The organism is Brevibacillus fortis, from assembly GCF_003013395.1.
Lineage (GTDB): Bacteria > Bacillota > Bacilli > Brevibacillales > Brevibacillaceae > Brevibacillus > Brevibacillus fortis.
Window position 1 is genome coordinate 69073 of sequence record NZ_PXZM01000020.1, and the last position, 23619, is coordinate 92691.

The 23619-nt window shown below is 48.3% G+C and carries 21 protein-coding genes; 8 read left to right on the forward strand and 13 right to left on the reverse strand.

Translation table 11 applies throughout. From position 1 onward, the window contains the following. Positions 1-124: 124 nt before the first annotated feature. Positions 125-1216 carry a quinone-dependent dihydroorotate dehydrogenase gene (locus C7R93_RS12975; protein WP_106839204.1) on the reverse strand — a complete coding sequence of 364 codons (1092 nt, stop codon included), beginning with the start codon at positions 1214-1216 and terminating at the stop codon, positions 125-127. Between the two features lie 151 nt (positions 1217-1367). On the opposite strand from C7R93_RS12975, the gene C7R93_RS12980 reads away from it, so the two are divergent. Genes C7R93_RS12980 through C7R93_RS12990 form a run of 3 tightly spaced genes read left to right on the forward strand, consistent with a single transcriptional unit; the run spans position 1368 to position 5015 of the window. After that, the gene (locus C7R93_RS12980; RefSeq protein WP_106839205.1) at positions 1368-2468 is read left to right on the forward strand and encodes a GerAB/ArcD/ProY family transporter; all 1101 of its coding nucleotides are present in this window, start codon (positions 1368-1370) and stop codon (positions 2466-2468) included. Next, complete coding sequence (locus C7R93_RS12985; protein ID WP_106839206.1) at positions 2458-3840, forward strand: spore germination protein; 1383 nt, start codon at positions 2458-2460, stop codon at positions 3838-3840. The genes C7R93_RS12980 and C7R93_RS12985 overlap by 11 nt, the downstream gene beginning before the upstream one ends. Beyond that, positions 3837-5015, forward strand: a complete 1179-nt coding sequence (locus tag C7R93_RS12990) for a Ger(x)C family spore germination protein (RefSeq protein WP_106839207.1) — start codon at positions 3837-3839, stop codon at positions 5013-5015. The genes C7R93_RS12985 and C7R93_RS12990 overlap by 4 nt, the downstream gene beginning before the upstream one ends. 58 nt (positions 5016-5073) lie before the next feature. Here C7R93_RS12990 and ald read toward each other — a convergent pair whose 3' ends face one another. The 3 genes from ald to C7R93_RS13005 form a co-directional block, all read right to left on the reverse strand. Then, positions 5074-6198, reverse strand: a complete 1125-nt coding sequence (gene ald / locus C7R93_RS12995; protein ID WP_106839241.1) for an alanine dehydrogenase — start codon at positions 6196-6198, stop codon at positions 5074-5076. A 131-nt stretch (positions 6199-6329) separates the two neighbouring features. Further along, positions 6330-7568: a PucR family transcriptional regulator gene (locus C7R93_RS13000; RefSeq protein WP_106839208.1), complete on the reverse strand. Its 1239-nt coding sequence runs from the start codon at positions 7566-7568 to the stop codon at positions 6330-6332. A gap of 80 nt (positions 7569-7648) precedes the next feature. Then, entirely contained in the window at positions 7649-8218 is a 570-nt protein-coding gene (locus tag C7R93_RS13005) for a helix-turn-helix domain-containing protein (protein WP_106839209.1), read from the reverse strand. Between the two features lie 201 nt (positions 8219-8419). Here C7R93_RS13005 and C7R93_RS13010 point away from each other — a divergent pair, with 201 nt between their 5' ends. Both C7R93_RS13010 and C7R93_RS13015 read left to right on the forward strand, forming a co-directional pair. Then, entirely contained in the window at positions 8420-9721 is a 1302-nt protein-coding gene (locus C7R93_RS13010) for an MFS transporter (protein WP_106839210.1), read from the forward strand. Between the two features lie 17 nt (positions 9722-9738). Further along, on the forward strand, positions 9739-10725 hold the full coding sequence (locus C7R93_RS13015; protein WP_106839211.1) for an ornithine cyclodeaminase family protein: 987 nt from the start codon (positions 9739-9741) through the stop codon (positions 10723-10725). 67 nt (positions 10726-10792) lie between these two features. On the opposite strand, the gene C7R93_RS13020 is transcribed toward C7R93_RS13015, so the two are convergent. Beyond that, a complete protein-coding gene (locus C7R93_RS13020) occupies positions 10793-11146 on the reverse strand; it encodes a response regulator (protein ID WP_106839212.1) in 354 nt (117 codons plus the stop codon). Positions 11147-11265: 119 nt separating this feature from the next. Further along, a complete protein-coding gene (locus C7R93_RS13025; RefSeq protein WP_106839242.1) occupies positions 11266-11457 on the reverse strand; it encodes a hypothetical protein in 192 nt (63 codons plus the stop codon). A 172-nt stretch (positions 11458-11629) separates the two neighbouring features. Between C7R93_RS13025 and C7R93_RS13030 the strand changes: the two genes are divergently transcribed. Both C7R93_RS13030 and C7R93_RS13035 read left to right on the forward strand, forming a co-directional pair. After that, complete coding sequence (locus C7R93_RS13030) at positions 11630-12640, forward strand: BMP family ABC transporter substrate-binding protein (RefSeq protein WP_106839213.1); 1011 nt, start codon at positions 11630-11632, stop codon at positions 12638-12640. Positions 12641-12645: 5 nt separating this feature from the next. Beyond that, positions 12646-14466, forward strand: coding sequence for an ATP-binding protein (locus tag C7R93_RS13035; protein WP_106839214.1), 1821 nt, complete (start codon positions 12646-12648; stop codon positions 14464-14466). Here the strand turns inward: C7R93_RS13035 and C7R93_RS13040 are convergent. Together C7R93_RS13040 and C7R93_RS13045 are read right to left on the reverse strand one after the other, a co-directional pair. Then, positions 14463-15263 (reverse strand): alpha/beta hydrolase family protein, encoded by an 801-nt coding sequence (locus tag C7R93_RS13040; RefSeq protein WP_106839215.1) that lies wholly within the window; start codon positions 15261-15263, stop codon positions 14463-14465. The two genes, C7R93_RS13035 and C7R93_RS13040, sit on opposite strands and share 4 nt — an antisense overlap. 5 nt (positions 15264-15268) lie before the next feature. Further along, the gene (locus tag C7R93_RS13045) at positions 15269-16156 is read right to left on the reverse strand and encodes a LysR family transcriptional regulator (protein WP_106839216.1); all 888 of its coding nucleotides are present in this window, start codon (positions 16154-16156) and stop codon (positions 15269-15271) included. Positions 16157-16274: 118 nt separating this feature from the next. Between C7R93_RS13045 and C7R93_RS13050 the strand changes: the two genes are divergently transcribed. After that, positions 16275-16664, forward strand: a complete 390-nt coding sequence (locus C7R93_RS13050) for a rhodanese-like domain-containing protein (protein ID WP_106839217.1) — start codon at positions 16275-16277, stop codon at positions 16662-16664. Between the two features lie 50 nt (positions 16665-16714). On the opposite strand, the gene C7R93_RS13055 is transcribed toward C7R93_RS13050, so the two are convergent. The 5 genes from C7R93_RS13055 to C7R93_RS13075 form a co-directional block, all read right to left on the reverse strand. Next, on the reverse strand, positions 16715-17128 hold the full coding sequence (locus C7R93_RS13055) for a S1 RNA-binding domain-containing protein (protein WP_007718541.1): 414 nt from the start codon (positions 17126-17128) through the stop codon (positions 16715-16717). A gap of 127 nt (positions 17129-17255) precedes the next feature. After that, positions 17256-18374: an acetate/propionate family kinase gene (locus C7R93_RS13060; RefSeq protein ID WP_106839218.1), complete on the reverse strand. Its 1119-nt coding sequence runs from the start codon at positions 18372-18374 to the stop codon at positions 17256-17258. Positions 18375-18437: 63 nt separating this feature from the next. Next, complete coding sequence (locus C7R93_RS13065) at positions 18438-18941, reverse strand: VanZ family protein (RefSeq protein ID WP_106839219.1); 504 nt, start codon at positions 18939-18941, stop codon at positions 18438-18440. Positions 18942-19050: 109 nt separating this feature from the next. Continuing rightward, entirely contained in the window at positions 19051-22299 is a 3249-nt protein-coding gene (locus tag C7R93_RS13070; RefSeq protein WP_106839220.1) for an efflux RND transporter permease subunit, read from the reverse strand. Continuing rightward, on the reverse strand, positions 22292-23539 hold the full coding sequence (locus C7R93_RS13075) for an efflux RND transporter periplasmic adaptor subunit (protein ID WP_106839221.1): 1248 nt from the start codon (positions 23537-23539) through the stop codon (positions 22292-22294). The genes C7R93_RS13070 and C7R93_RS13075 overlap by 8 nt, the downstream gene beginning before the upstream one ends. Between the last annotated feature and the right edge of the window lie 80 nt (positions 23540-23619).

The window sequence follows — 23619 nt, forward strand, 5'->3', positions numbered from 1 at the left end:
ATTCATGTTTGTCCCACATCATTATACCGGATCACTACATAAATCGGAAGAATATAAGCAAAAACGCATAAGCCGATGACCCGCGCTACAAACAGAGCCATCGACCTATGCGTACTTGTTCTATCTATTCCTTTGCGTCTACGCCAATTACTTCACTAATGTGTTTAAAACCATCGCGCTGCATGAGCTTGAGCAGTTTTTTGTTGATTTGCTTGGCGATACCTGGGCCCTGATAAATCATCCCCGTATACACCTGAACGAGACTGGCTCCTGCTCGGATTTTCGCGTAGGCGTCTTCGCCATTATAAATGCCCCCGACACCGATGATCGGTACCTTGTCTCCTACTTCTTGATAAATTTCCTTCACCCAAGCAGTAGAGCGCTCCGTAAGAGGTCTTCCGCTCAAGCCGCCCGCTTCCTCGGCAAATCGATGTCCGGAAACCGCCTCGCGTGACAGTGTCGTATTGGTGGCGATAATTCCGGCAATGCCTTCTTCTACCGCAGCCTGAACAACATCGCGCATGTGCTCATCCGACATGTCTGGTGCTACCTTCAGCAAAATCGGTTTTTTCTTGATGGAACGCGCTTCCATTTCAGTTGCTTTTTCCCTTACTGCCCGCACCAAATGACGCAAGCTCTCTGTTTCCTGCAAATCACGCAGATTCGGGGTATTCGGAGAGCTGATGTTAATGACGAAATAGTGACCGTATGCATAGAGCATGTCCATACATTTGCTATAGTCGATGGCCGCCTCTTCATTCGGCGTTACTTTGTTTTTCCCAATATTAATCCCAATCGGAACGTCTGAGTATGCATAACCGACCAAATGCTGGGAAGCCAGATATGCACCGTGATTGTTGAAGCCCATTCGGTTAATGACAGCTTGATGTTCCGGCAAGCGAAACAAACGTGGCTTTGGATTGCCTGGCTGCCCCTGTGGCGTCAACGTCCCGATTTCCACAAACCCAAAACCAAGGGCACCTAACGCATGATAGACCTCTGCATTTTTATCAAAGCCAGCTGCGAGTCCGACTGGATTCGGAAAAGTCATTCCCCACAGCTTATTCTCCAATCGCTGGTCTTTTACCTGATAGATCATCTTCAGGATGCTTTTGCCTGGAGCAGAATCCTCCACCAGCCTTAAGGCACCAATTGTCTTTTCATGAATCTCTTCCGCATCTTGCTGGAACAGATATTTTCTTATGAGCTGATACATCGGCTGCACTCCTTACTCTGGTTCTACCTTTTTACCTCATAGTAGAATACCATACTTTTTCGGGAGGATGTAACCTTTATACGTGATACATATTTCCAAGCAAGCAGGCAAATCCTAACAGCACCACCACGCACAGGGGGACAAGTCTTACATGAAAGTGGACGGAAAAATCGGGATTGGTCAAGCCATTATGGTGATGATGCTGACGATCGGCATTACGAACCACGTAACCGTCATCCCCCTCTTACTTAGCAAAGCAGGCAGAGATTCTTGGTTGAGCGTGTTGCTTGCGGGCATCCCCTTTTCCTTCTGGGCGTATCTTCTGTTTGTGATTCATCGAAATTTGAATCAACAGTCCTTGTATGAATGGCTTACGAAACGATCGGGAAAAATAGTCACCAATCTTTTGCTCGTTCCGATCATGATTTGCCTGTACATGATGGCGCTAACGAATCTTATCGATACACAGACATGGACAACCGTTAACTACTTGCCTCGAACGCCTGAATGGGTAACTGCTTTTGCCTTGATGGGGTTATGCGTACTTGCCTCTATTGGAGGAATGACCTCTGTCGGAATCACAGCGGGAATCTTGCTGCCCGTAGTCGTGATGCTCGGATTTTTCGTTGCTTTTGGCAATATTCCCAAAAAGGATTATAGTTTATTGCTACCGCTTTTCCAGAACGGTTTTCGTCCTCTTCTACATGGGATGCTCTACGTTGGCGGCGGTTTCACCGAGCTGTTTCTGTTGCTATTGCTTCAGCATCACGTACGGAAACCTTTTCGACTCGTACACTTTTTATTCATGCTCGGTATCACGCTTCTGTTGACACTCAGCCCGTTGACAGGGGCGATTGCGGAATTTGGCCCTGTGGAGTCTGCTCGTCAGCGTTTTCCCGCTTTTGAACAATGGCGGCTCCTCACGATCGGAAAAGACATTGAGAACATGGAGTTTTTCTCGATTTTTCAATGGCTTGCTGGCTCTTTTATTCGCATCACTATTTGCTTGCTGCTCTTGGGAGATTTACTCACGTTCCGTACCCGAAAACAGCGCAAATTCATGATGATGTTTCTGGGCGGAAGCATGATCGCCTTTACCAGCCTCCCCTTCAGCGACATGCAATTCGTATCTTTTCTGACGCACATATACTATCCGCTCTACTTAGTCATTATGGTTGTGATTACGCTCGCACTCATTCTGGTTACTCTGCGCAAGCCATCCAGACAGGAGGGAATAGGCCATGACCCTTGAAGAGGAATTGCGGGCAAAATTCGCGCATTGTGCGGACGTCATTTTTATGCGTACGGTCACATCCGAGGACCAGCCTGTTTTGATGCTTTATTGCGAAGGACTAGCAGACGTTCATCATTTACAAGATACGGTCTTGCCGCAATTGGAGCGATTCCTGGCTATCGGTGATTTGCGTTCCCTGCCGCTTTTCCCACTCTTCACAAATCCAGAGTTGTGGATTGAACGACTGTTTGCAGGAGATTTGCTGATTTTCATTGGAGACTCACCGCCATTCGCCTGGGATATCTCCAATCGGCCGGAGCGTGGTCCTGAGGAATCCAATACAGAGATTTCGATCAAAGGTCCCCGGGACGGCTTTGTCGAGGATCTCTCCACGAACGTGGCTCTCATTCGCAAGCGTATGCGAACCATTACTCTGGCCTACGAGCCTTTTGTTCTCGGAACACGCTCACGTACAAGAGTGGCAATGATGTATATCACAGATGGGGTATCTCCAGATCTCGTAGAGATGATACGTGATAGGCTCCTTGGATGTACCAATAAAAAGATCTTGAATAGCGCTATCCTGGAAAAATTACTCAGTGACAACACTCATTCGCTGTTTCCCTTAGTTGATTATACGGGACGTCCTGATTATACGATTTACATGCTGTTGCAAGGTAAGGTTGTCGTGTTGGTAGACGGCTCTCCCTTGGCCCTCGTGGCACCTGTAACCTTACTTCAGCTGATCAAATCTCCTGAAGACGATCAATATCCTGTTACCTATGTATGGCTGGAACGCATGCTGCGCCTAGGGGGATTTTGGATTGCGATCTTTCTGCCCGGCTTCTGGATTGCACTATCCGCCTATAATGTAGAGCAATTTCCTTTTCAATTACTCGCTACTGTTACACAAGGTAGAAAAGGTTTGCCATTTTCCGCGCCGATGGAGCTATTTCTCATCTTGTTCATTTTTGAATTTCTGCGCGAGGCAGGTGCCCGTCTGCCAAAAAATGTCGGGCAAACACTGGCACTGGTTGGTGCACTGATTATCGGGGATGCTTCTATTCGTGCGGGGCTGACATCTCCTTCGATGCTGTTTATCGGCTCCCTTACCGTCGTCGCCTCCTTCACACTGGTCAACCAGTCATTAAGCGGCGCGGTAACAGTTGCTCGTTTCACCGTTTTCTTCCTTTCTGCGACCATCGGCATGTACGGCTTTATCCTCGGAATGATTGCCATCGTGTACTACTTGTCCACCTTGACCTCCTTTGGCAGATCGTATATTTTGATGGGTTCATCCAACTCCATTTCCACACTGTTCAATGTCTTGTTCAAATCCATGACCAGTTTTTTTCGGACAAGAACGGCTAAGGGCGGCGATAACAAATGAAGTGCATGCGGATTACGTCGGCTATTCTACTGTTGGCAACCACTCTTCTTAGCGGCTGCTGGGACCAGAAATCCATTCAGGACCTTCGCTACTTATCTGCGATGGGCATTGATTACATCAACAATGAGTATGTTTTATACGCCCAATCCACTGATCTGTCTACCGTCGCCAAGCAGGAATCATCAACTGCCCTTCAATCTCCACCTGCCACCATTTCGATCGGAAAAGGGAAAACACTTCAGTCTGCCTTTGATAACCTGCAAAAAAACGCACAGGTACCCGTGTTTCTAGGCTTTGTATCCTCCCTCGTATTTCATGAGCGCCTCTTGCAAAAGGGCATTATTACCTCCCATGATATTATGAATCGATACGGTCTGATTCGTTACACCAAATGGGTATTCGGAACTCGAGAGCCGATAGACAAAGTGTTAAGCTCTCATTCTCTGGTCGGATTCTCTCCATTGGACTCTCTCTTGCATCAGCCAAAAGATGTTTACCAGCAGCGTTCGTTTATCGAGCCGATCCAATTTTTTCGGTTTATCTCGAACTTTTGGGAGCCGTCGAGCACCGTGTTGTTGCCAAACCTCACGCTATACGAGCGTTCCTGGAAAGAAAATAACCGTTTCATCTCGCGTCTCTCCATCGATGGCATCCACGCCATTCATCGTGGAAATTGGCAGGGTTACTTCCCCGGTCGTGATTTAATGGGGATTCGGTGGATGAATAATGACACGGAATTTGCTGGCCTCATTGTGAGACAAAACAACACTCCCAAAGCAACAATGCGCATCGAGCACGTCCAATTGGACATCACTCCGATTACCACCGGAGAGCATCCTCGTTATCAGGTCAATGTTCGACTTAAGGGGTTCGTTCGTGAAATAATGAATGCGGTTACGCCTGCTTTCGTACGGAAAAACTCTGAAGAACAGGTAGCCGAACAAATTCGCGGGACGTTTCTAAAAGGAGTCAAAGCAGGGGTTGATCTGTATAGCTTGGAGGAAAGTTTGTTTAAAAAAGACTACCAGGCTTGGCGAAAGTACGAAATACGTAAGCGCAATAAGCTCACACCTGATTCCCTGACCCAAATCCAGGTGAATATGTACTTAAGTGATTCCGGAAAAATGAAGATGGGTTCGGTCAAATACCCTGACCCGCTTGGACCGAATGAATAAAAAAACTGCTTGCCGTAAGCTCGGACAAGCAGTTTCTTCTTTCTATTTACCGTTGAAGCTAGTTTTTCACCAGCAAAACTTCTTCGATAGAAGCATACGGCAGGTTATGCGCATCAGCTACAGCCTTATAAGCTACTTTGCCGTCGATGACGTTTACACCTTTTGCCAATGCTTTGTTGTCGCGAATCGCTTGTGCGTAGCCTTTGTTTGCCAATTGTACCGCGTAAGGAACGGTTACGTTGGTCAGAGCCAATGTAGATGTACGAGCAACTGCACCAGGCATGTTAGCTACAGCGTAGTGAATCACACCGTGCTTCTCATAGGTCGGCTTGTCATGCGTCGTGATGCGATCTACGGTTTCAATCGATCCGCCTTGGTCAATCGCTACGTCTACGATCACAGAACCAGGTGACATCTCTTTTACCATGTCTTCTGTTACCAAACGTGGAGCACGCGCACCTGGAATGAGTACAGCGCCTACCAGCAAATCTGCTTTTTTCACAGCGCTTGCAATGTTGAAGGAATTGGAGATCAGCGTCTGAACGCGGCCTTGGAACAAATCATCCAACTGGCGCAGACGGTCTGCATTTACATCGATGATCGTTACATTTGCACCCAGTCCAAGCGCCATTTTCGCTGCATTTGTCCCTACGATCCCGCCACCGATTACAACTACCTCGCCTTTTGGTACACCTGGTACGCCACCGAGCAGAACGCCTTTTCCACCGTATTGCTTTTCCAAGAATTGCGCGCCGATTTGAACGGACATGCGGCCTGCTACTTCAGACATCGGCATCAACAGAGGCAGAGCGCCATTGTCGAGCTGGATGGTTTCGTAAGCGATTGCAATCACTTTTTTATCGATCAATTCACGAGTCAATTCAGGCTCTGGTGCGAGATGCAAATAGGTGAACAGAATCAGACCCTCGCGGAAATATCCATATTCAGCAGGGAGTGGTTCTTTAACTTTCATCACCATGTCAGACGCCCATGCCTCTGCTGCTGTTTCTACGATCTCAGCGCCTACTGCCTTGTAATCTTCATTCGTAAAACCGCTGCCTTGCCCTGCACTTGTTTCTACACGAACCGAATGTCCGTTTTGTACCAAAGCAGCTACACCTGCTGGGGTAATGGCTACGCGGTTCTCATTATTTTTAATTTCTTTTGGAATTCCAACGATCATGATAAGTATGTCCTCCTTGGAGACGCCGATTTCTTTGCGATTACTATTATTGTACAGCGTATCTTCGGGCATACTCCTTGGAGATTCCTTTAATTTTAGTGTCTTTTCATTTGTGAAAATTCACAAACAAACTACTGTTCCCCATCTAATTTCGCGATTTTCAGCTCTAAGTATAGGGCGGCCCGCTGGTTCATATTGTCGAGATCGACACGCATGATCTCCTCAATTCGTCTCAGTCGGTAGCTCAACGTATTAATGTGGATATGCAGGCGCTCTGCTGTCTTGTTGACTTTGCCTGCGGCATCCAAAAAAGTCTCTAATGTCGTCAAAAGTGTGGTCTGGTTTTCGCGATCGTACTGTCGGAGCTTTTCCAGCCGTTCATTCTGATAGCCCTGCTCCTCTTCCCATTGCTTCAACTGTAGGAGATATCGATAAATCCCAAGCTCGTGGTACCCGTGAATCCCCTCATTTTCCTGTGGAAACAGCTTCTTGATCTTGAGAGCATGCAGCGCTTCCCTGTAGCTTTTCACAATATCCGTATAAGACTTGTAATCTCTCCCGTACCCCGCAATCACCTGACATCCTTCCGTTACATGTGCTTCAAGCTTGCCGAGCGAGTCGGACAGGAACTGTTCCACCTTGCGAATGAGCACGTCGCTCTTGTCTTTTTTCGTATCGGACAGACCGATCAATAAGATGATTTGCGAGCCGTCGACAACCCAGAGCAGCTTGTCACGCATTAATAATGGATACAAGTACTGGTCCAGACGCGCTCCTGCCGCTTCAATAATACAGATTAAATAAGAGGTCGGAAGCTGCATCTGCAAGCTGTCCGCTTTTTGACGAATGACAGCCTCACTGCTGTGATTCCCCAGCAACAGCTCCCACAGAAATTCCTTGCGTCGCTGCTCCTCCGCCTTGCGTTTTCCCTGCCGCTGAATGAGACGCGAGACAGCTACACGTGCTGCCTGACGAAGAATTTCATCATCTTCCCGGGTAATCGGTCGATTCACCTCTTGTGCCCAAATGTAGCCGAGCACGTCGCTCCCTCTGCGAATGGCAATCGCCACACGCTTACCCAACCCGATTTCGTCCTTAGCTGGGATGTGTACGGGGTCGTCTTGCGTTAACAGCTCCTGAAATACGCCGTCCTTCCACAGGCGCGTCAGCACTTTTTCCGGTACCCGTCGCCCCATGATGGTAGACCATCGCGCTTCATCTGTGCTTTCTCCGTGCGAGCTGTAAGCAATCAATTTATGATCGGCATCTTCAACTGTTATCGGATTTTGCAAAAGTTCTCCAATGACATCAGCTAATTCGTCGATATCAGCATGCTGATACTGTTGAAAATAGTTAGGCTCTATGGGCACAATTTCACCTCTTTACCGCTCTTTTCTAACGTTCCTCTATTATAGTAGAAAACATGGCTTCGCTAAACGCTCTCGGTTTATTAATAAGGAGCGGTTGGAATCATGTCGCTGTCATGCGAATTGACACAAAGGAACCTGGTGACCTCGCCTGTACGGTTCACCCAGTTGTGCGGTACGGATGAATCCATGTGAATGCTGTCGCCAGGGAACAAATCATGCTCCTCTTCCCCTAGCAAAAGAGTCAGCACACCTTCGAGGACGTAAATAAATTCTTGACCCTTGTGCACAAAAGGCGTGCCTTTTTCTCCATGTGGTGAAAGCGTGACGAGAATCGGTACCAGCGACGGATTCGCCAAGCGACCGGACAGGTCCTCATACACAAAAGGCGTACGCTGAAGCTGGGATTGCTCCGTGCTCGCCCTGCGTACCTGCTCATTCCCTCCACCCGACTCACCCGAAAAGAAATAGCCCGGGCTCACTCCCAAGGCTTCCGAAATTTTTTTCAATGACTCCAGTGTAATGGAAGACTTTCCGCGCTCTACTTGGGACAAAAAGCTGATCGACAGCTGTGTTTTTTCCGCGATTTGTTTGAGTGTCTTCTTTTTGCCGACACGAAGCGATTTGATTAATACACCAATGGTAGGTTCCATTTGCATACCTCGTCGTAAAAAGGATAGGTCTATCATACTCTTTCCTGAAAAAAGTTGTAAAGTTAGCATAAGTATCAATTTTTACTATTGCTACAAATTATATTGCATTTTATAATCTTTATTATTATCAGATATGTAATCGCTTTATTCTCAAAAATTGAAGTGACACTTCAATATCTACTGACAAAGGAGGATTACCCGATGGCATTACAAACACAGACTGGCGTTTCCAAAAAAGTTCAAAACAAAGCGTTAGTCGCGAGCCTCATTGGCAGCTCCATAGAGTGGTTTGACTTTTTTCTGTATGGAACCATGGCATCGCTCGTCTTCAACAAGCTATTTTTTCCTTCTTCTGATCCAACTGTAGGCTTACTGCTCTCTTATCTCTCGTTTGGTCTTCCATTTTTCATCCGGCCTTTGGGTGGCGTCATCTTCAGTCATATTGGGGACAAAATCGGTCGCAAAAAGACGCTGGTCTTGACGTTATCACTGATGGGAGGCGCTACCGTTTTGATCGGTTTGCTGCCTGATTACAATGCCATTGGCGTCTGGGCTCCGATTCTTCTCGTCCTAATGCGCTTGATTCAAGGCTTGGGGATCGGCGGTGAATGGGGAGGTGCATTGCTTCTCGCCGTAGAGTACTCCAGCAAAGGCAGACGCGGCTTTTTTGGAAGTATCCCGCAAATGGGTGTAACGATCGGTATGCTGCTCGGTACGTTGGCCATTTCTTTGATGAGTGCACTTCCAGATGATCAATTCATGTCTTGGGGCTGGCGAATTCCGTTTCTGTTGAGTGCAGCACTTGTCTTTGTAGGACTCTGGATTCGCAATGGCATCGATGAGACACCTGCTTTTCAGGAAGCAAAAGCGACCGGGAACATTGCGAAAGTTCCTATCGTAGATACATTCCGTTACCACTGGAAAGCCGTTCTGATTGCCGTCGGAGCCAAGGTCGTTGAGACGGCGCCGTTCTATATTTTCTCGACATTTATCATTGCCTACGCGACGAACTACTTGGGGTACGACCGAATAACGGCGCTAAATGCCGTCACGATCGCTACGCTGGTAACAACCATCGCGATTCCGTACATGGGCATGCTGTCAGATAAATTCGGCAGAAAACCGTTGTATATCGCAGGCACAGTAGCCATGATGCTGTTTGCATTCCCGTACTTTTATATGCTGTCATTGAAATCGGCCCTGTGGCTTACCGTCGCTACCGTCATCGGGCTCGGCATTCTCTGGGCTCCAGTCACAGCTGTATTGGGTACGATGTTCTCGGAGATTTTCAGTACGAATGTACGCTATACTGGGGTTACCGTTGGCTACCAGCTCGGTGCTGCTTTGGCGGGTGGTACTGCTCCGCTGATCGCTACTGCCTTGTTAAGCACTTTTAACTCCTGGGTGCCAATTGCCTTGTACATCGTGATTTCCGGGGTAATCTCTTTGATCGCCATCTCTGCTACGAAGGAAACAAAGGATTTGAATTTAGACGAATCCTGATGGAAAGGAAGAATGAAATGCTCGTATTAAGCCGTGAAAACATTGAACAAATCTACACAATGAAAGATTGCTTGGAAGATGTGGAGCACGTCTTCCGTGAGCATATGCTGGGAAACGTCACTACTCCTGTTCGTACCGCCATTGACCATCCGAAATACGGAGCAACCAGCCTATACATGCCGTCCTATTTGGAAACGGACGATTACGTAGCAGTAAAAATCATCAGCATTTTCCCCGAGAATCACAAGCACGATATCAAAGCACTGCAAAGCGTGATCGTGTTGACTGAAGCGAAGACGGGACAGCATGTGGCAATGATGGACGCAAGCCTGTTGACGATTATGCGCACAGGTGCAAGCAGTGGCGTTGCAACCAAATACTTGGCAAAAGAAAATGCGAAAAGCTGCGCTGTATTGGGCTGCGGGGCACAATCCATCGGGCAGATTCAAGCCGTCATGGAAGTCCGTCCGCTGACAAACATTTATCTCTATAACCGTACGCGAGAGAAAGCGGCCGAAATGAAACAAGCACTACTCTCCCTCTACCCGGAGTGGCAAGGCGAAATCGCGGTCATGAATGATGCCAATGAAGCGGTTGCGAATGCCGAAATCGTGATTTGCAGCACCAAGGCTACCAGCCCGTTGTTTGATGGAACACACTTGCGTCCCGGAACGCATATCAATGCCATCGGTGCTTTTCTCCCCCATATGCAGGAGGTCGACTTGACTACCGTACAAAACAGCAAAGTCGTGGTTGATACATTGGAGGGAGCCCAGCACGAAGCAGGCGATCTGCTCATTCCGATTGAACGCGGAGAATGGAGCTTCGAACAAATGCATGCGGAGCTAGGAGACATTTTGATTGGGAATAAGCCTGGTCGAGAAAACGAGGAAGAAATCACGCTGTACAAATCCGTGGGTGTTGCCTATTTGGACACAGCCGTTGCCAAAACGGTCTATGAACGGGCGAAAGCAAACGGCATGGGAACAGAAATCAGCTTGTAAATCGCGTCTTATAGAAAAACAGCCGCCACCCCACCCGGGATTTGGCGGCTGTTTTGCCTTTTCCTGTTTACAAAAGTCGTGCGATTGCATCGAGAATCTGCTCTTTTTGAAAAGGCTTCACGACGAAATCACTCGCTCCTGTTTTCATCGCTTCCAGCACTTTCTGCCGGTGCCCGACTGCCGAGCAGATCAAAATTTTGGCATCTCGGTCAAAATCCAAGATGTGACGCATGGCTTCAATCCCGTGCATGTGCGGCATAGTAATATCCATCGTAACAATGTCTGGCTTGAGCTCCTTGTATTTTTCAATTGCCTCCAAGCCATTGCTCGCTTCTCCACAAACCTCATGTTGCTCGCCTAACATATCCTTGAGCACCCTTCTCGTGAAGGCTGCGTCATCTACTATCAGCAATCGGGCCATGCAGTCTTATCCCCTCGCATCTCGCTTGCTATTCTACTTCCTACTTTTGCAGAAATCGCAAGCCTTGTCCACGAGAGAAAATGACTTCTTTTGTCGAATAGCGCAAAATCCGATCGGCATTATGAAATAAATCCGATTCGCTCGCTGCTCTCTTTCGTACTGTTGTCGCTGTCGGATTCGGCTGTCCCGCTCGACGCTAGAGGGCTATCTGGTTTCGGGTGTGGAGTGGTCTCTCCAATCTCCGGTCGATCGACCTGTGTTACCTCATCAGGAATATGAATCTGGGGGATTTCCACCATATCGTTTTCCATCGCGTGTACGCCTCCCTTCTGTTCCCTATTGGCAGGAGGATAGGTTCTCCATACGATTAGCCTGTCCGTATCCCTTTTTTCCATGCACAACCTTCTGAGAACCGATATAATAGGCATGACATGTATCTATATTTTCAAGTGGATTATGCTTTTTTCTATGGAGGAATCCCGCATGCCAAAGCTGCTGCCATTTCCCGTCTTATTTACCGGTTTAGTAGTCGGGCTGCTTCTGCTCATTACCAGTCAGTTCGTTACCAGCCTGAAACATCTCGATAAAGTCATAAATAAAAGCAGCCATTCTTCTGACAAAGTGCGTGTCGCCCTGTTATTGGAGGGCCCCACTTACGATCAGGGCTGGAACAGCAGTGCACTGGAGAGCATGACAGAACTGCAAAAAAGATATAACTTTTCACTCGAAATCGCCAACAATATAAAACCGGAGCAAATCACGAAGGTGGCTGAGAAATATGCAGCCAATGACTATGATCTCATACTCGGTCATGGCCTCATCTTCTCTGATCCTTTTACAGAAGTGGCACAGCGCTATCCGAAATCACACTTTGTTTCCTTTAACGGTGAGGCTCCGCATCCGAATCAGACGACTATTCGTTACGATATGAAGCCTGCCGGCAAGCTCGTAGGTATTCTTGCGGCGAAAATGTCTAAATCGGATAAAGTCGGATACATCATGGTGGACAAGCCCACAGAATTCACTCAAGTAGAAGGCTTTATCGAGGGAGTGAAAAAGGCATCGCCCCAAACGTCTGTGATCGTGGGAAAAGTTCCTGATTTCAATGATATTGAGGGAGCCGTTCTCACGACTCGCGACATGATTTCACAGGGTGTGGATGTCATCTACACCACAGGCGACAGCTTCAATCTCGAAGTGATTACGGAAGCGCAACGCTCAAAAGTATTCACCATCGGATATATTGCCGATCAACGCTACATCGCTCCAGAATACGTGCTGGCCTCCATGATGCAGGATGTTCGTCAATGCTACCGCATCATCATGGAAGAGTTCATTCAGGGGGAGCTCCCTAATGGAAAGGTTATGTACGGACTTGCCGAAGGAGTCAACCAGCTCAGTCAATTCGGTCACATGGTACCAACAGATGTACGTGAAGATTTAGAACGGGAACTGAAAAATCTCATTCCTTCCCGTGGCTCGTATGGAGGTTAATCAGCATGCCCCTTTTCAGCAATCTCGGATTTCAGAAAAAAATCATGCTCAGCTATCTCGTAATGATGCTTCTCATCGGTTGCGTGACGACCCTGTTCAGCTATCAAATGACCAAGGTCACCTCTGATGAAGTGTATTTGACGCAAAACCTCTTGCCGCAGACGAGCGCCTTACTAGAAGTCAAAAACCAGATATACACCAAGACGTATGCGCTAAACATGTATACCTCGACACGAGACGAGTCTTACCTGGATCAGTACTATACGAATCTGATTGATACGGCTCGCTTCTCCTCGCTTCCCAAAACGGAGGCGAACAGCGGATTGTTTTCCATTATTGAATCCATCTCAAAACTGGACTTTATCTTTTTGAACAAAATCAATCCGCTGCTGCAAGCAGGGAATGTTCCAGCCGTCAGCTATGTACTAGACAACGAAGTAAAGCCCTTGCTCGATCGATTGGATCGGGATCTCTCTTTCTCACTCAATCAGCTGGAGTATCAGACAAACAAAGAGTTTCAGAATTCGAATGAGAGCATCAAAGTCTCGTTGATCCTGACTTATTCGGTTTCCGTAGCCTCTATTTTGTTTGGTCTGTTCTGTACGTTTTACTTCCGCAATGAGCTGTTGCGCCCGATCCAGTCCCTGATGCAGCAAGCACGTGAAGTATCGAAAGGAACATTCGGTCAGCAAATCGTCTATACCCATCAAGATGAATTCCTTGAGCTGGCGCAGGAATTCAACAAAATGTCGAGCAGCATCGCCAATCTATTCGCACAAGATGAAAGGCAACGGCAAATTTTGACCGAAGAAAAAAACATCCGGGAGCAAATCTTAAATTCTCTGCCTGTTGGGATTATTACCCGTTCCTATGCGACAGTCGGTCTTCATGTAAACCAGCTGGCACAGCATTTGGTCAAGCTCGACGATCACGGCTACCCCGTGTCCAAGGATTCCTTTGATGCATCCACATGCAATCAGCCGACTCCCTGGTTCGTCAATCGCAAAATGACCTTGTACAAAAAAGACGACACACCATTTATTGCCTTGGTCTCCTACATTCCTTTGCACAATCATCACCACGATCAGGAAACCGGGTGGATGGTCGCCTTCTTGGACATTACGGAGCAGGAGCAAATTCAAGAGTACTTGAATCAGTCCGAGAAGCTGGCCATGGTCGGTCAGCTGGCAGCAGGAGCCGCTCATGAGATCCGCAATCCGCTAACGGTCATCTACGGCTTTATCCAGCTATTGGAGCAACGCTTATCGAATCAAGAGCGCGACTTGTATTACTTGCCCTTAATCTTGCAGGAAATTGAACGGGTCAACCGCATCGTGACAGAGTTGTTGATGCTGTCCAAACCGTCCAAGCCCGATTATCGCGAGGTTGCGCTAGCCGGTGTCGTTCATTCGATTCTTCCCTTGATGAAAGCCGAGGCCATGCTGCATGGAATAGAAATCGTAGATCGCTGTGATCAAAGCGTTCGTATTCACGTCGATGTCGAGCAATTAAAGCAAATCCTGTTAAATTTAATGAAAAACAGCATTGAAGCCATGAAAGACGGCGGCGTTCTCTCCATTGAAAGCCGCCTGGACGATCAAGCTGTCCATATTCATGTCAGAGACACGGGAGAAGGCATTTCCCAAGAGTATCTCGTGCGTATATTCGATCCGTTCTTCTCCTTAAAAGAGGATGGGACAGGATTGGGACTGCCGATCTCGCGACGAATGGTCGAAAACCACGGTGGGGAGCTGCACGTAAACAGTAAGCTGGGGAAAGGCACGGAAATCATCATCTCGCTGCCGCTTATACCCAAAGAAGATTAGGCTTGCGCATCCAACCAAGCGAACATTTTACGTGTATACATCTCGATCTCATCTCCGACAAACAGATGGCTGGCCCCTTGCGCCAGCCATTTTTCATGCGATTTGCCTGCCCGCGTCAGCGTATCTGCCAATTTATGAGCATGCTCCACTCCCACATTCTCATCTTCCGTTCCATGTATGATCAGCACGGGGCAAGAAATCTCGTCAATCCGATACAAAGGCGTTCGATCGCGGTAGGCATCCTCCTGCTTGCGCGGGTGACCGATGATTCTGCGCAGCATCCTTCTCAAATCAACCCGCTCCTCGTAGGTCAAAAACATGTCGCTGACGCCACTCCATACGACGCAAGACAGCACACCCTTGCACTCCATTGCAGCAAACAAGGCCATGACGCCGCCACGTGAAAAGCCGTAAACACTGATTCGCCCCTTGTCCACCTTCTCCAGGCTGCGAAGCAATTCGAATGCGGCAAACACATCATGCCTGTCTGCCCCTCCGAATTCATCCCTTCCCTCTCCGCCTTCGTTGCCACGGTAATGAGGAGCCAGGACCACGTAGCCAAATGCAGCCATCTGACTGATTCTCTCGGGTCTGACGCGTCCTACTCCTTTAATCCCACCTCGGCAATACAGGAGAGCCGGCAGACTTGCTCCCTCCTGAAAATAGGCTTCTGGTACAGCCAATGCAGCTTTTACCAGCAAGTCTTGACTGTAGTAGCTGACGGTATAGAGCCGCACTCCTGGATGGACTGTCTCCTCAGGTGTACATGTGACAAATGGTGAAATATCTAGCTGCATCCTGCTCACGATTCCTCTCTCTGTGATCTCGTAATCGTATCCACAAGCGTCACCATCGAAGGTGATAGCCATTTCTTTTTATGATAAATAAGCTGAATGGTAAAAGGCGGTTTATCCGACTGGAACGGGATGGCTGTCAGCGCCCCTTCTGCGAGCTCTCTTTTGACCGCCATGAGCGGCAGCAAAGCCACCCCCAAACCACAGCGCACGCATTGCTTGATCGCTTCCGGATTGCTGAACTGGCAGGCGATTCGCTGCGTCATCCCCGCCTCTCCAATGGCCTCCAGTAGCATGCCCCGATACGTACAGCCTTCTTCGGTCAATACAAGCGGCTCCCCGCACAGATCATGAACAGTGAGTGCAGTTGCTGTTGCGAATCGATGTCCTGGTGGCATGATGATCACCAATTCTTCCTCGCAAATGACGTGGGTAATCAGCTCAGGGTCTGTACAAGGTCGGTCGAAAATGATCCCAAAATCGAGATAACCATCCCTGATCTGTTGCACAATTTCTGCTTCCCCAGCCGTCCGCAATACTAAATCGACCTGAGGATATTGCTGACAAAAAGCCTGCAAATACGGTGGCAGAAAGAACGCCGCCAATGTATCGATCGTTCCAATGGCAATGGGACCTGTTGTCTGTTGCTTGATCACTTCTTTAGATTCCCCATACAGACGAATCAATTCCCGAGCGTACGGTAGCAAGGCTTCACCTGCCTGCGTCAGTCGCAGCTTGCGTCCGAATCTTTCAAACAGCGGCGCTCCATACGACTGCTCCAGCTTTTGCATTTGTGCGGTTACCGTCGGCTGAGCATAGCCCAGTTCTTCTGCTGCCCGTGTAAAGCTCCCATACCGGGCTACTTCGCGAAATGTATGTAAATAGACTAGCTCCATCCCGCTTCCTCCCATAGAAATCAGTAATGACATTCATTAAATAGTATAGATAACTATGATAATTGCTTCAATGCTATGCTTGGTACATAACCATCACACGTAACGAGGAGGATTTGATATGTCCCTTGTTTTGCAAACACCCGCCGCGTCACCTGAAGTATCACGCGCTCATTTTCTCGACAAGCTTTCTCTTGAGACAGATGTCGCAGATGTATGGAATGACATGCAAAACGGTGTAGAAGGCTTCTACCTCCTGGATGCCCGCAGCGAAAAAGCGTATCGGGATGGGCATGTTCCCGGAGCCCTGAATCTCCCCCATGCGCTGATTTCGGCTGAAACGACGGCTGCTCTGGACCCTACCAAGCTCATGGTCGTCTACTGCTGGGGTCCCAACTGCAACGGTGCTGCAAAGGCGTGCGCGAAACTGGCCGCTCTCGGCTTTCGAGTAAAAGAAATGCTCGGCGGGTTTGAATACTGGCTAAAAGAAGGAAATCCACTGGAACACTAGACGCAAAAAAGGACGGGAATTATCCCGTCCTTTTCACGTTATCGCAAGGCTTAGTAGCCGCGTTTTGCGTTCTTTTTGTTGATTGTCGCAAGGTTCTCTTCGCTGTGCTTCATCCATTTTTTCATCTTATCTTCGAAAGAAGCTCCGCTTTCTCGTTTTGCATTCCCTCCGCGGTCGCCTCCACGATATCCACCACCACGGCGTTCTTCACGTTCCGGACGCTCAGGCGCTGGGAGTGCTGCGCGAACCGAAAGCGAGATTTTACCTGCATCATCAATGGAGAGTACTTTTACCTTTACTTGTGCCCCCACGGTAAAGTGATCATTGATATCCTTAACAAAACCGTTTGCTACTTGGGAAATGTGGACCAGCCCCTGCTCGGTTTCGCTGACTGCTACGAACATCCCAAACGGTTTAATCGCTGTCACTTTTCCTTCGATGATGCTTCCCACTTGTACTGCCATCCAGTTTGCACTCCTTTTATTTTTTCAGAAAAATGGTGAGAACCTCAAACCAGAAGCCTCATTCTCTTAGTATAGCAGAGAAATTCCAATACTGAAAAGCCTATTCTTTCTAGGCGCTTACTCCAAACTATTTATGGCCTAGTTCGAAAGCATCCATCGCCATAACGAGTTCTTCATTTGTCGGGATTACCATTACCTTAACTGGAGAGTACTTCGTGCTAATAAATGCCTCGCCTTTGCTTGTGCGATTTACCTCACGATCAAGGTTGACGCCAGCATATTCCAGACCAGAGCAAACCAGTTCGCGCACGGCAGAACTGTTTTCTCCAACACCAGCTGTAAAGATAATGCCGTCGACTCCGTTCAGTCGCGCGAGGTACAGTCCCACATGCTTATGCAAAATCGTGGTAAACAATTCCAGTGCAAGCTTACTGCGATGATGTCCCTCTTCTGCTTTTTTCATAACGTCACGCAAATCATTGGATACACCTGATACGCCCATCAGTCCGCTATTGTTATTCAAAATCTTAATAGCGCCCGCCGTGTCGGTCTTTTCAATTTCCTCGATATACGGGATGATACCTGGATCAATGTTTCCGCTGCGTGTACCCATGGACAGACCAGCTAACGGCGTCATTCCCATCGACGTGTCAAACGATTCACCATTTCGGATCGCAGTAATACTTACCCCGCTCCCAATATGGCAGCTGATCAGACGGAGCTGCTCTTTCGGGCGACCCATCATTTCTGCTGCACGTCCCATTACATAGCGGTGAGACGTTCCATGGAAACCGTATTTGCGAATTCCGTATTGCTCGTAGTACTCATAAGGCAGTGCGTACAAATACGAAGATGGTGGCATTGTTTGGTGGAACGCTGTATCGAAAACAGCTACGTGAATCAAATCTGGAAACAGACTTTGAGCAACTTCAATCCCGGTCAGGTTAATGGGGTTATGAAGCGGGGCGAAACGGGACAGATTACGAATTTCGTCTTTTACTTGGTCATTGACAATAACGGACTGCTTGAATGCTTCCCCGCCGTGGACAACACGATGGGAAACGATATCTATCGAATATTGTTTGAGGGATTCAAACACTCCCCGAATAGTATCTTCATATTGATCACGCTGGATTTGCTCCAAATAATCATGCGCAATCAATGTTTTGGAAGGCATTTCATACAGCTTGTACTTCACAGAAGAACTTCCGCAATTCAGTACAAGGACATTCTTTTTTTCTAACACGATCTAATCCACTCTCCAATCATTCAATCACAGCCTTCTCTCCTCATAGGATGGATAGGCTTCCTACATTTTATAACGATATGCTCTTCGTGAATACAGGTAATTGAGAGCAATTATCAACAACATCGTGACAGATCCAGATGCATCGAGCAAAACATCTTGCACCATTCCGGTTCGATCCGGTGTAAACGTCTGGTGCCATTCATCCAATACAGCCGTCATCACACTGAGAAAACCGCTCCAGGGCAGCGCTTGCCCAAACGAGAGATGTTGCGAAAACACGCGGTACCAGCTAAAAGCCAAAAGGGCAAAAACAGCAAAGTGTGTTCCTTTCCGGATAAAGAACTCAATAAAACCAGCCGCTCCTTTTTCTTCCAAGCTCACTTCCCTACCTGCATAAGGAATGGTTATGTCGCCTAGACGGTCCTGTAAGCTCTGTTCATCCACTAGCTTGTCTATCGTCCCTCGCATGTCTTGCTTGGCGTAAGGCTGTGAAGAAGAAATGAACAACCCAAGCAGAATGACTGTCAAAAGCAAGTAATCCCATACTTTTCGATATCGACGCACGTGTTTGCTACCCCCTGCTTTCGATTCTCTTTCCTATCTTACCATGACGCATATGTAGTTAGTCGGTTACAGCTACGTGAACGATTGAAAAAGAAAAACGCCAACCTATTTAGCGGTTGACGTCTTGTGTAGAAGAAGTAAGAGGCAGGAAGTCCTCTTGTGCAGGCACATACTCCCTAGAATCGTGATTCGTGGCTTTGGCTTGCACTGTTTTTTGTGAGCGGGCTTGCTCCCGTTTTCTTTCTTTGAAATCGCGGCGACGTACTTGGCCGTTTTCCCACCAAATCCGCAAATGACGGGTGAGGATCGGCAAGGACATCTCAGAATGGGCAGCCTGTCTTTGCATGGCTGCATATTGCATGCCAGGAAGAAGTGCCATTGTGGCAAAAGCCCCCATTAAAATGCCAAACAATAGTACGCTGGCAAAGGATGCAAACGAATCATTCCCAGCACCCAAGCCCCTAGCCAAAGGAAGGCTGGCTAACGCGATCGCAAAGTATATCCCCGCTTGATTGAGCATGGTGCGTTTGGCCCCTAGCTTGATACCGTCCCAAGCTCGCTCCTGCTCAGCTTGGGCCTTGTACAGCTCATCCATTGCAAGAAGAGCCTGCAAAACGATGACCGCAATGGCAGCAATCATTCCGTAAAAGCCCATAACGTTCATGGGTCGATCCAACCACAGCAATCCCAGCGAGAAGCCTCCAGACAAGACTGGCAAGAGAACGAGGGCAAATAATCCATCGCGTGTTCTGCGTTGCAAAAGCAAGCTCACGATAAGTACGAGGGCAACCAGACTGCCGATCGTCAGGAACCGGCTGCTCAAGTCAACCATGTTGAGCTTTTTCTCCTCCAATTTCTCCAGCTCATCGTCGTTATATACCGTGTAGCCCTCCGGTATCGTCACCTTTTCTTGCATGGAAGAAGGAATGATGTAAGACCACAGCTCAATTCGACTTGGGTCTGATACCGCACTGCTTACCTTGAAGACATACAGCCCGTCTTCCCGTTGATAAATGGGCGGTTCGCTGCCGATGGACCAATCTACCAGCTCAGACAAGCGCACCGTGCCTTGTGATGTTCGAATCAAAATATTTTTCACCTGATCCGGATAGTCCATCCACCTGTCAGGAAATCGGACATGGATAGGTACTTGACGCTCATTCCAATAGACACTGCCAGCAGTTTTTTCTCCTAAATAGCTCTCTAGTTGTCTCTTGATCTCCTCTTGCGTAATCCGGTAGCGTGCCAGCATCTCTTGTTTCGGGCGAATTTCGATAAAGGTCCCCTCTGCACCCGGACCGATTCTTTCATCTGTTACAAGGTCTCGCCCATCTTTATCCTTCACTCTCTGTTTTTCCATGAATGCCAGTACTTCATTGGCAATGTTCTGCGTCGTTTGCAAGGATGGCCCCATGATCGTTAATACGAGACGAGTTGCCTTATCTTTATTAATGACCAGAGCAAACGGATCTGTCTGAGGAATATCTCGCAGTTCTTTGTCCAGCACTTTTTCTAGCTCCGAGACTGATTGCGTCCAACCGTATTTGTCCACGAGCTTTACGTGAAAGCTTAGTTTTTCTTCGGAGGCAATCGTATAGACATCTCGGACTTCGGCGATGGCGAGCAAACGCTCCTCGGCTATTTGTGCTGCTCGCATGGCCTCATCGATGCTGCTCCCCTGTACCATTGGCAAAGAAAGCGACTTGTCCCCATAATCAAGCTTGGCGTACGGATCTACTAAAATAAACGACTTGAGCAAAAAGACAAAGGCAAGCGAGGCAACCAGTGTGATTCCATAAGGCAAATACCCTTGTTCCACCAATCGCTCCCAGCGACCTTGAAAATAGCTTGTCACTTTATTCGAGGCTCGTGGTGTATTCTTCTCGACTCGTTCGGAAGCCTCCAGCCACGTTCCTGTCAGTACCGGTGTGATAAATCCATAGACAAGAATAAGAGCAAATGTCCCCAGCAGGAGAACAGGCCAAGCATCGTACAAGACAACCTTGTCTTCTGCCTTGAGGAAATCAGTGAAGACGACACCTGTCCAACAGGCTGCCACTACGACAACCGTAAGCAAAATCGGCTTCATCAAACTCCAGGCAACTTGCAAGCAACGAACGAACGAGAACGAGGGCAGGCGAGAAAATTGATGAAACAACGCAGAGCCTGCTCCTGTGAACAATAGCGAAAACAATAGGAGCGGTCCAAGCGTGGAGAGCGTCAATGGGATTCCCCAAAGCCACATACCCCCAAGGACACTGCCGACCGCAAGAACGTTTGCCAAAAACGCAAGTACAGCCCCTGCCAATTGTTTTCGGGTCAGGTACAAAAAGAGAGAACAGATGACAGCGGTTAGAACAGCAAGTGCCCCAAGCTGTCTTAATGCAGCAGTGATTGTCTGCGCATCGTCACTAAACAAATCGAGGCGGTATTTTCCGCCTGAAGCCTGATTCAACTCGGCAACCGCTTCATTTACTTGCTTGCTAATTACAGGTAATTGCCCAACATCTGCTGCATACACAGTGATTCCTAATGCAGGCGAGCCCCGATACATCCCGATTTGTTCGCCTTTGCTCCCGCGTCGATCACGAATATCCGCCAACGTATTTAATGGCACGTATCCTTTATCGGAGGAGATCAATTGCTTGCCCAGATCTTGCAGCCCTTCCGATTTACTCGTCCATTGAATAATGGTTCGATCCTTATCAGCGCCAACAGAACCTACCTCTTCCCCAACCACATCTGTCGGCAGTTGTGACAGAACATCAGCAGGTGTAAGCCCGTAGGCGAGTAGCATCGATGGTCGGAAAATAATATCTACCTGCTCCTTCAAGGCTTGCTTGTCCATTTCGATGCGAGCGATTCCTGGCAGATTGATCAATTTGTCGTAGACGGTATTCTGGGCAATATCAGACAAGGTCTGCAAGTCCGTACCGTACAGCAGGTAAAAGCCGATTTTGCTATTTGCCAGATTGCTTTGGCTGACGCTCCACTCCTGCACTGGCAGCTGCTTCGTGATTTCTCCCAGCTTCTTTTCCAAACGTTCCTTGTAATCCGAACCGATTTGTTCCGATGTTTTTACCGTAATAACCGCAGACCCCGTCCGAGATTCGGAAGCAATCGTAAGCACACTGCCTAATGAACGTACCGATTCCTCCACTTTTCTCGCGACCGATTCATCTACTTCCGCAGAGGAGAGTTTGGGTGTCAAGAGACTGATTGTATATTCAGGCACAGACCGATCAGGGAACGTCTTGATATCAAGCCTGAACCAAGCTCCTACCGCAAGTAGACAGCACATGACCGCCAGGATGCGGGCAAAGGAGGGGACAATCGCTAAAAATGTCTTGTTATTCATCCGCCACCTTCACCGCCTCACCATCCACTACATACGACAAGCCTGCAGCAACAATCTGGTCACCAGGCACGAGACCTTCCACTACCTCATAGAAGGTTCCTTGCAAGGCCCCCACTTTGACAAACGTCTTTTCCACTGAATTTTCATTGATTTTCATGACGTAATATTCCTCATCTGAGACACCAATGCTGCTAACTGGTACGAGCGCAACATTTGACGCTGGCAGCGGGTACTGACAAGTGATGGTCATGCCACCCTTCCACGCTACATTCTTGCCGTCTATGGTCACCTCGACTGGATAAGACCCCAAGCTAGTATCCATAACAGGTGAGACAAACGTCACTTTTCCTTCTGCTTCACTGCCGTCGGGAGCTTTCACCTTTACCACTTTACCTGCCTGCCAATGGGCGATTTGCTCCCTTTCTACCTGCAATTTGATAAGCCAGGAACTCGTATCGACCATCCGAATAACCTCTGTCCCAGGTCCAGCTTGCTCCGATGCTGTCTTGGAGATCGCTGCAACCACACCTGTAAACGGAGCTTTGATCACCGCATCAGCCGCTTCCTGCTTCGCGCGGCTCAATTGAACATTGGCCTGCTGGACACCTGCATTCGCTTCTTCGATATCCAGTGGATCGGCGCCCTTCAACAGGTTGTTGTACGCAACTTGTTCTTCTTCCAGACCAAGCTCGGCCTGTCGCAGTGCGGAGGACAGCTTGTCTTTTTCATCTTTCGAGATGGCCCCATTCGCATACAAAATCTCCGCTTTGCTGAGCTCGTCGCGAGCTTTTTGTGTCTGTTCTCTCGCTTTTTCTACCTGCAGCTTCTGAGTCTGCACCTCATGACTCTCTGGTCCCTTGGAAGCCTTTTCCCGCTTGATCGCAGCACTGGCTACCTGTCCTTGTGCTGCGTGAATTCCTTGTTGCAGGGCCGTTCCATCTAATGTCGCCAACGTCTGCCCCGCCTTGACAGTGGCTCCTTTTTCAACGAGAATGCCTGAGATTTTGCCCGAGGCGCCAAACGATAAAGCCAGCTCCTGACGCGGTGCTACTACACCTGCGACTTCCATCAATCGCTCATCCTGGCCTTGCTCCACCGTATACGCACTCACGGTTTTCACCTTGATGACCGTATCTTCTTTCGTTCGTTTCAGACCCTCAACACCCTCATTCAGCTTTTCGCACCCTACGAGTAGCAGGACCACAACCGTGAGACTTATCCATTTTTTCGTATTTTTCATTCCTGCAACCCCACATTTCCCCCTGAATCTTCCTATACTGACAAAGAAACGACGATTATTGACAAAATATATTTTACAGA

Excerpts from the sequence above, each read along its gene's own strand:
- C7R93_RS13035 (WP_106839214.1), top strand. The coding sequence starts at position 12,646 with ATGCCCCTTTTCAGCAATCTCGGATTTCAGAAAAAAATCATGCTCAGC.
- C7R93_RS13030 (WP_106839213.1), top strand. The coding sequence starts at position 11,630 with ATGCCAAAGCTGCTGCCATTTCCCGTCTTATTTACCGGTTTAGTAGTC.
- C7R93_RS13020 (WP_106839212.1), bottom strand. The coding sequence starts at position 11,146 with ATGGCCCGATTGCTGATAGTAGATGACGCAGCCTTCACGAGAAGGGTG.
- C7R93_RS13005 (WP_106839209.1), bottom strand. The coding sequence starts at position 8,218 with ATGGAACCTACCATTGGTGTATTAATCAAATCGCTTCGTGTCGGCAAA.
- C7R93_RS13050 (WP_106839217.1), top strand. The coding sequence starts at position 16,275 with ATGTCCCTTGTTTTGCAAACACCCGCCGCGTCACCTGAAGTATCACGC.
- ald (WP_106839241.1), bottom strand. The coding sequence starts at position 6,198 with ATGATCGTTGGAATTCCAAAAGAAATTAAAAATAATGAGAACCGCGTA.
- C7R93_RS12975 (WP_106839204.1), bottom strand. The coding sequence starts at position 1,216 with ATGTATCAGCTCATAAGAAAATATCTGTTCCAGCAAGATGCGGAAGAG.
- C7R93_RS12980 (WP_106839205.1), top strand. The coding sequence starts at position 1,368 with ATGAAAGTGGACGGAAAAATCGGGATTGGTCAAGCCATTATGGTGATG.
- C7R93_RS12990 (WP_106839207.1), top strand. The coding sequence starts at position 3,837 with ATGAAGTGCATGCGGATTACGTCGGCTATTCTACTGTTGGCAACCACT.
- C7R93_RS13015 (WP_106839211.1), top strand. The coding sequence starts at position 9,739 with ATGCTCGTATTAAGCCGTGAAAACATTGAACAAATCTACACAATGAAA.
- C7R93_RS13055 (WP_007718541.1), bottom strand. The coding sequence starts at position 17,128 with ATGGCAGTACAAGTGGGAAGCATCATCGAAGGAAAAGTGACAGCGATT.
- C7R93_RS13070 (WP_106839220.1), bottom strand. The coding sequence starts at position 22,299 with ATGAATAACAAGACATTTTTAGCGATTGTCCCCTCCTTTGCCCGCATC.
- C7R93_RS13025 (WP_106839242.1), bottom strand. The coding sequence starts at position 11,457 with ATGGAAAACGATATGGTGGAAATCCCCCAGATTCATATTCCTGATGAG.
- C7R93_RS13075 (WP_106839221.1), bottom strand. The coding sequence starts at position 23,539 with ATGAAAAATACGAAAAAATGGATAAGTCTCACGGTTGTGGTCCTGCTA.
- C7R93_RS12985 (WP_106839206.1), top strand. The coding sequence starts at position 2,458 with ATGACCCTTGAAGAGGAATTGCGGGCAAAATTCGCGCATTGTGCGGAC.
- C7R93_RS13045 (WP_106839216.1), bottom strand. The coding sequence starts at position 16,156 with ATGGAGCTAGTCTATTTACATACATTTCGCGAAGTAGCCCGGTATGGG.
- C7R93_RS13040 (WP_106839215.1), bottom strand. The coding sequence starts at position 15,263 with ATGCAGCTAGATATTTCACCATTTGTCACATGTACACCTGAGGAGACA.
- C7R93_RS13010 (WP_106839210.1), top strand. The coding sequence starts at position 8,420 with ATGGCATTACAAACACAGACTGGCGTTTCCAAAAAAGTTCAAAACAAA.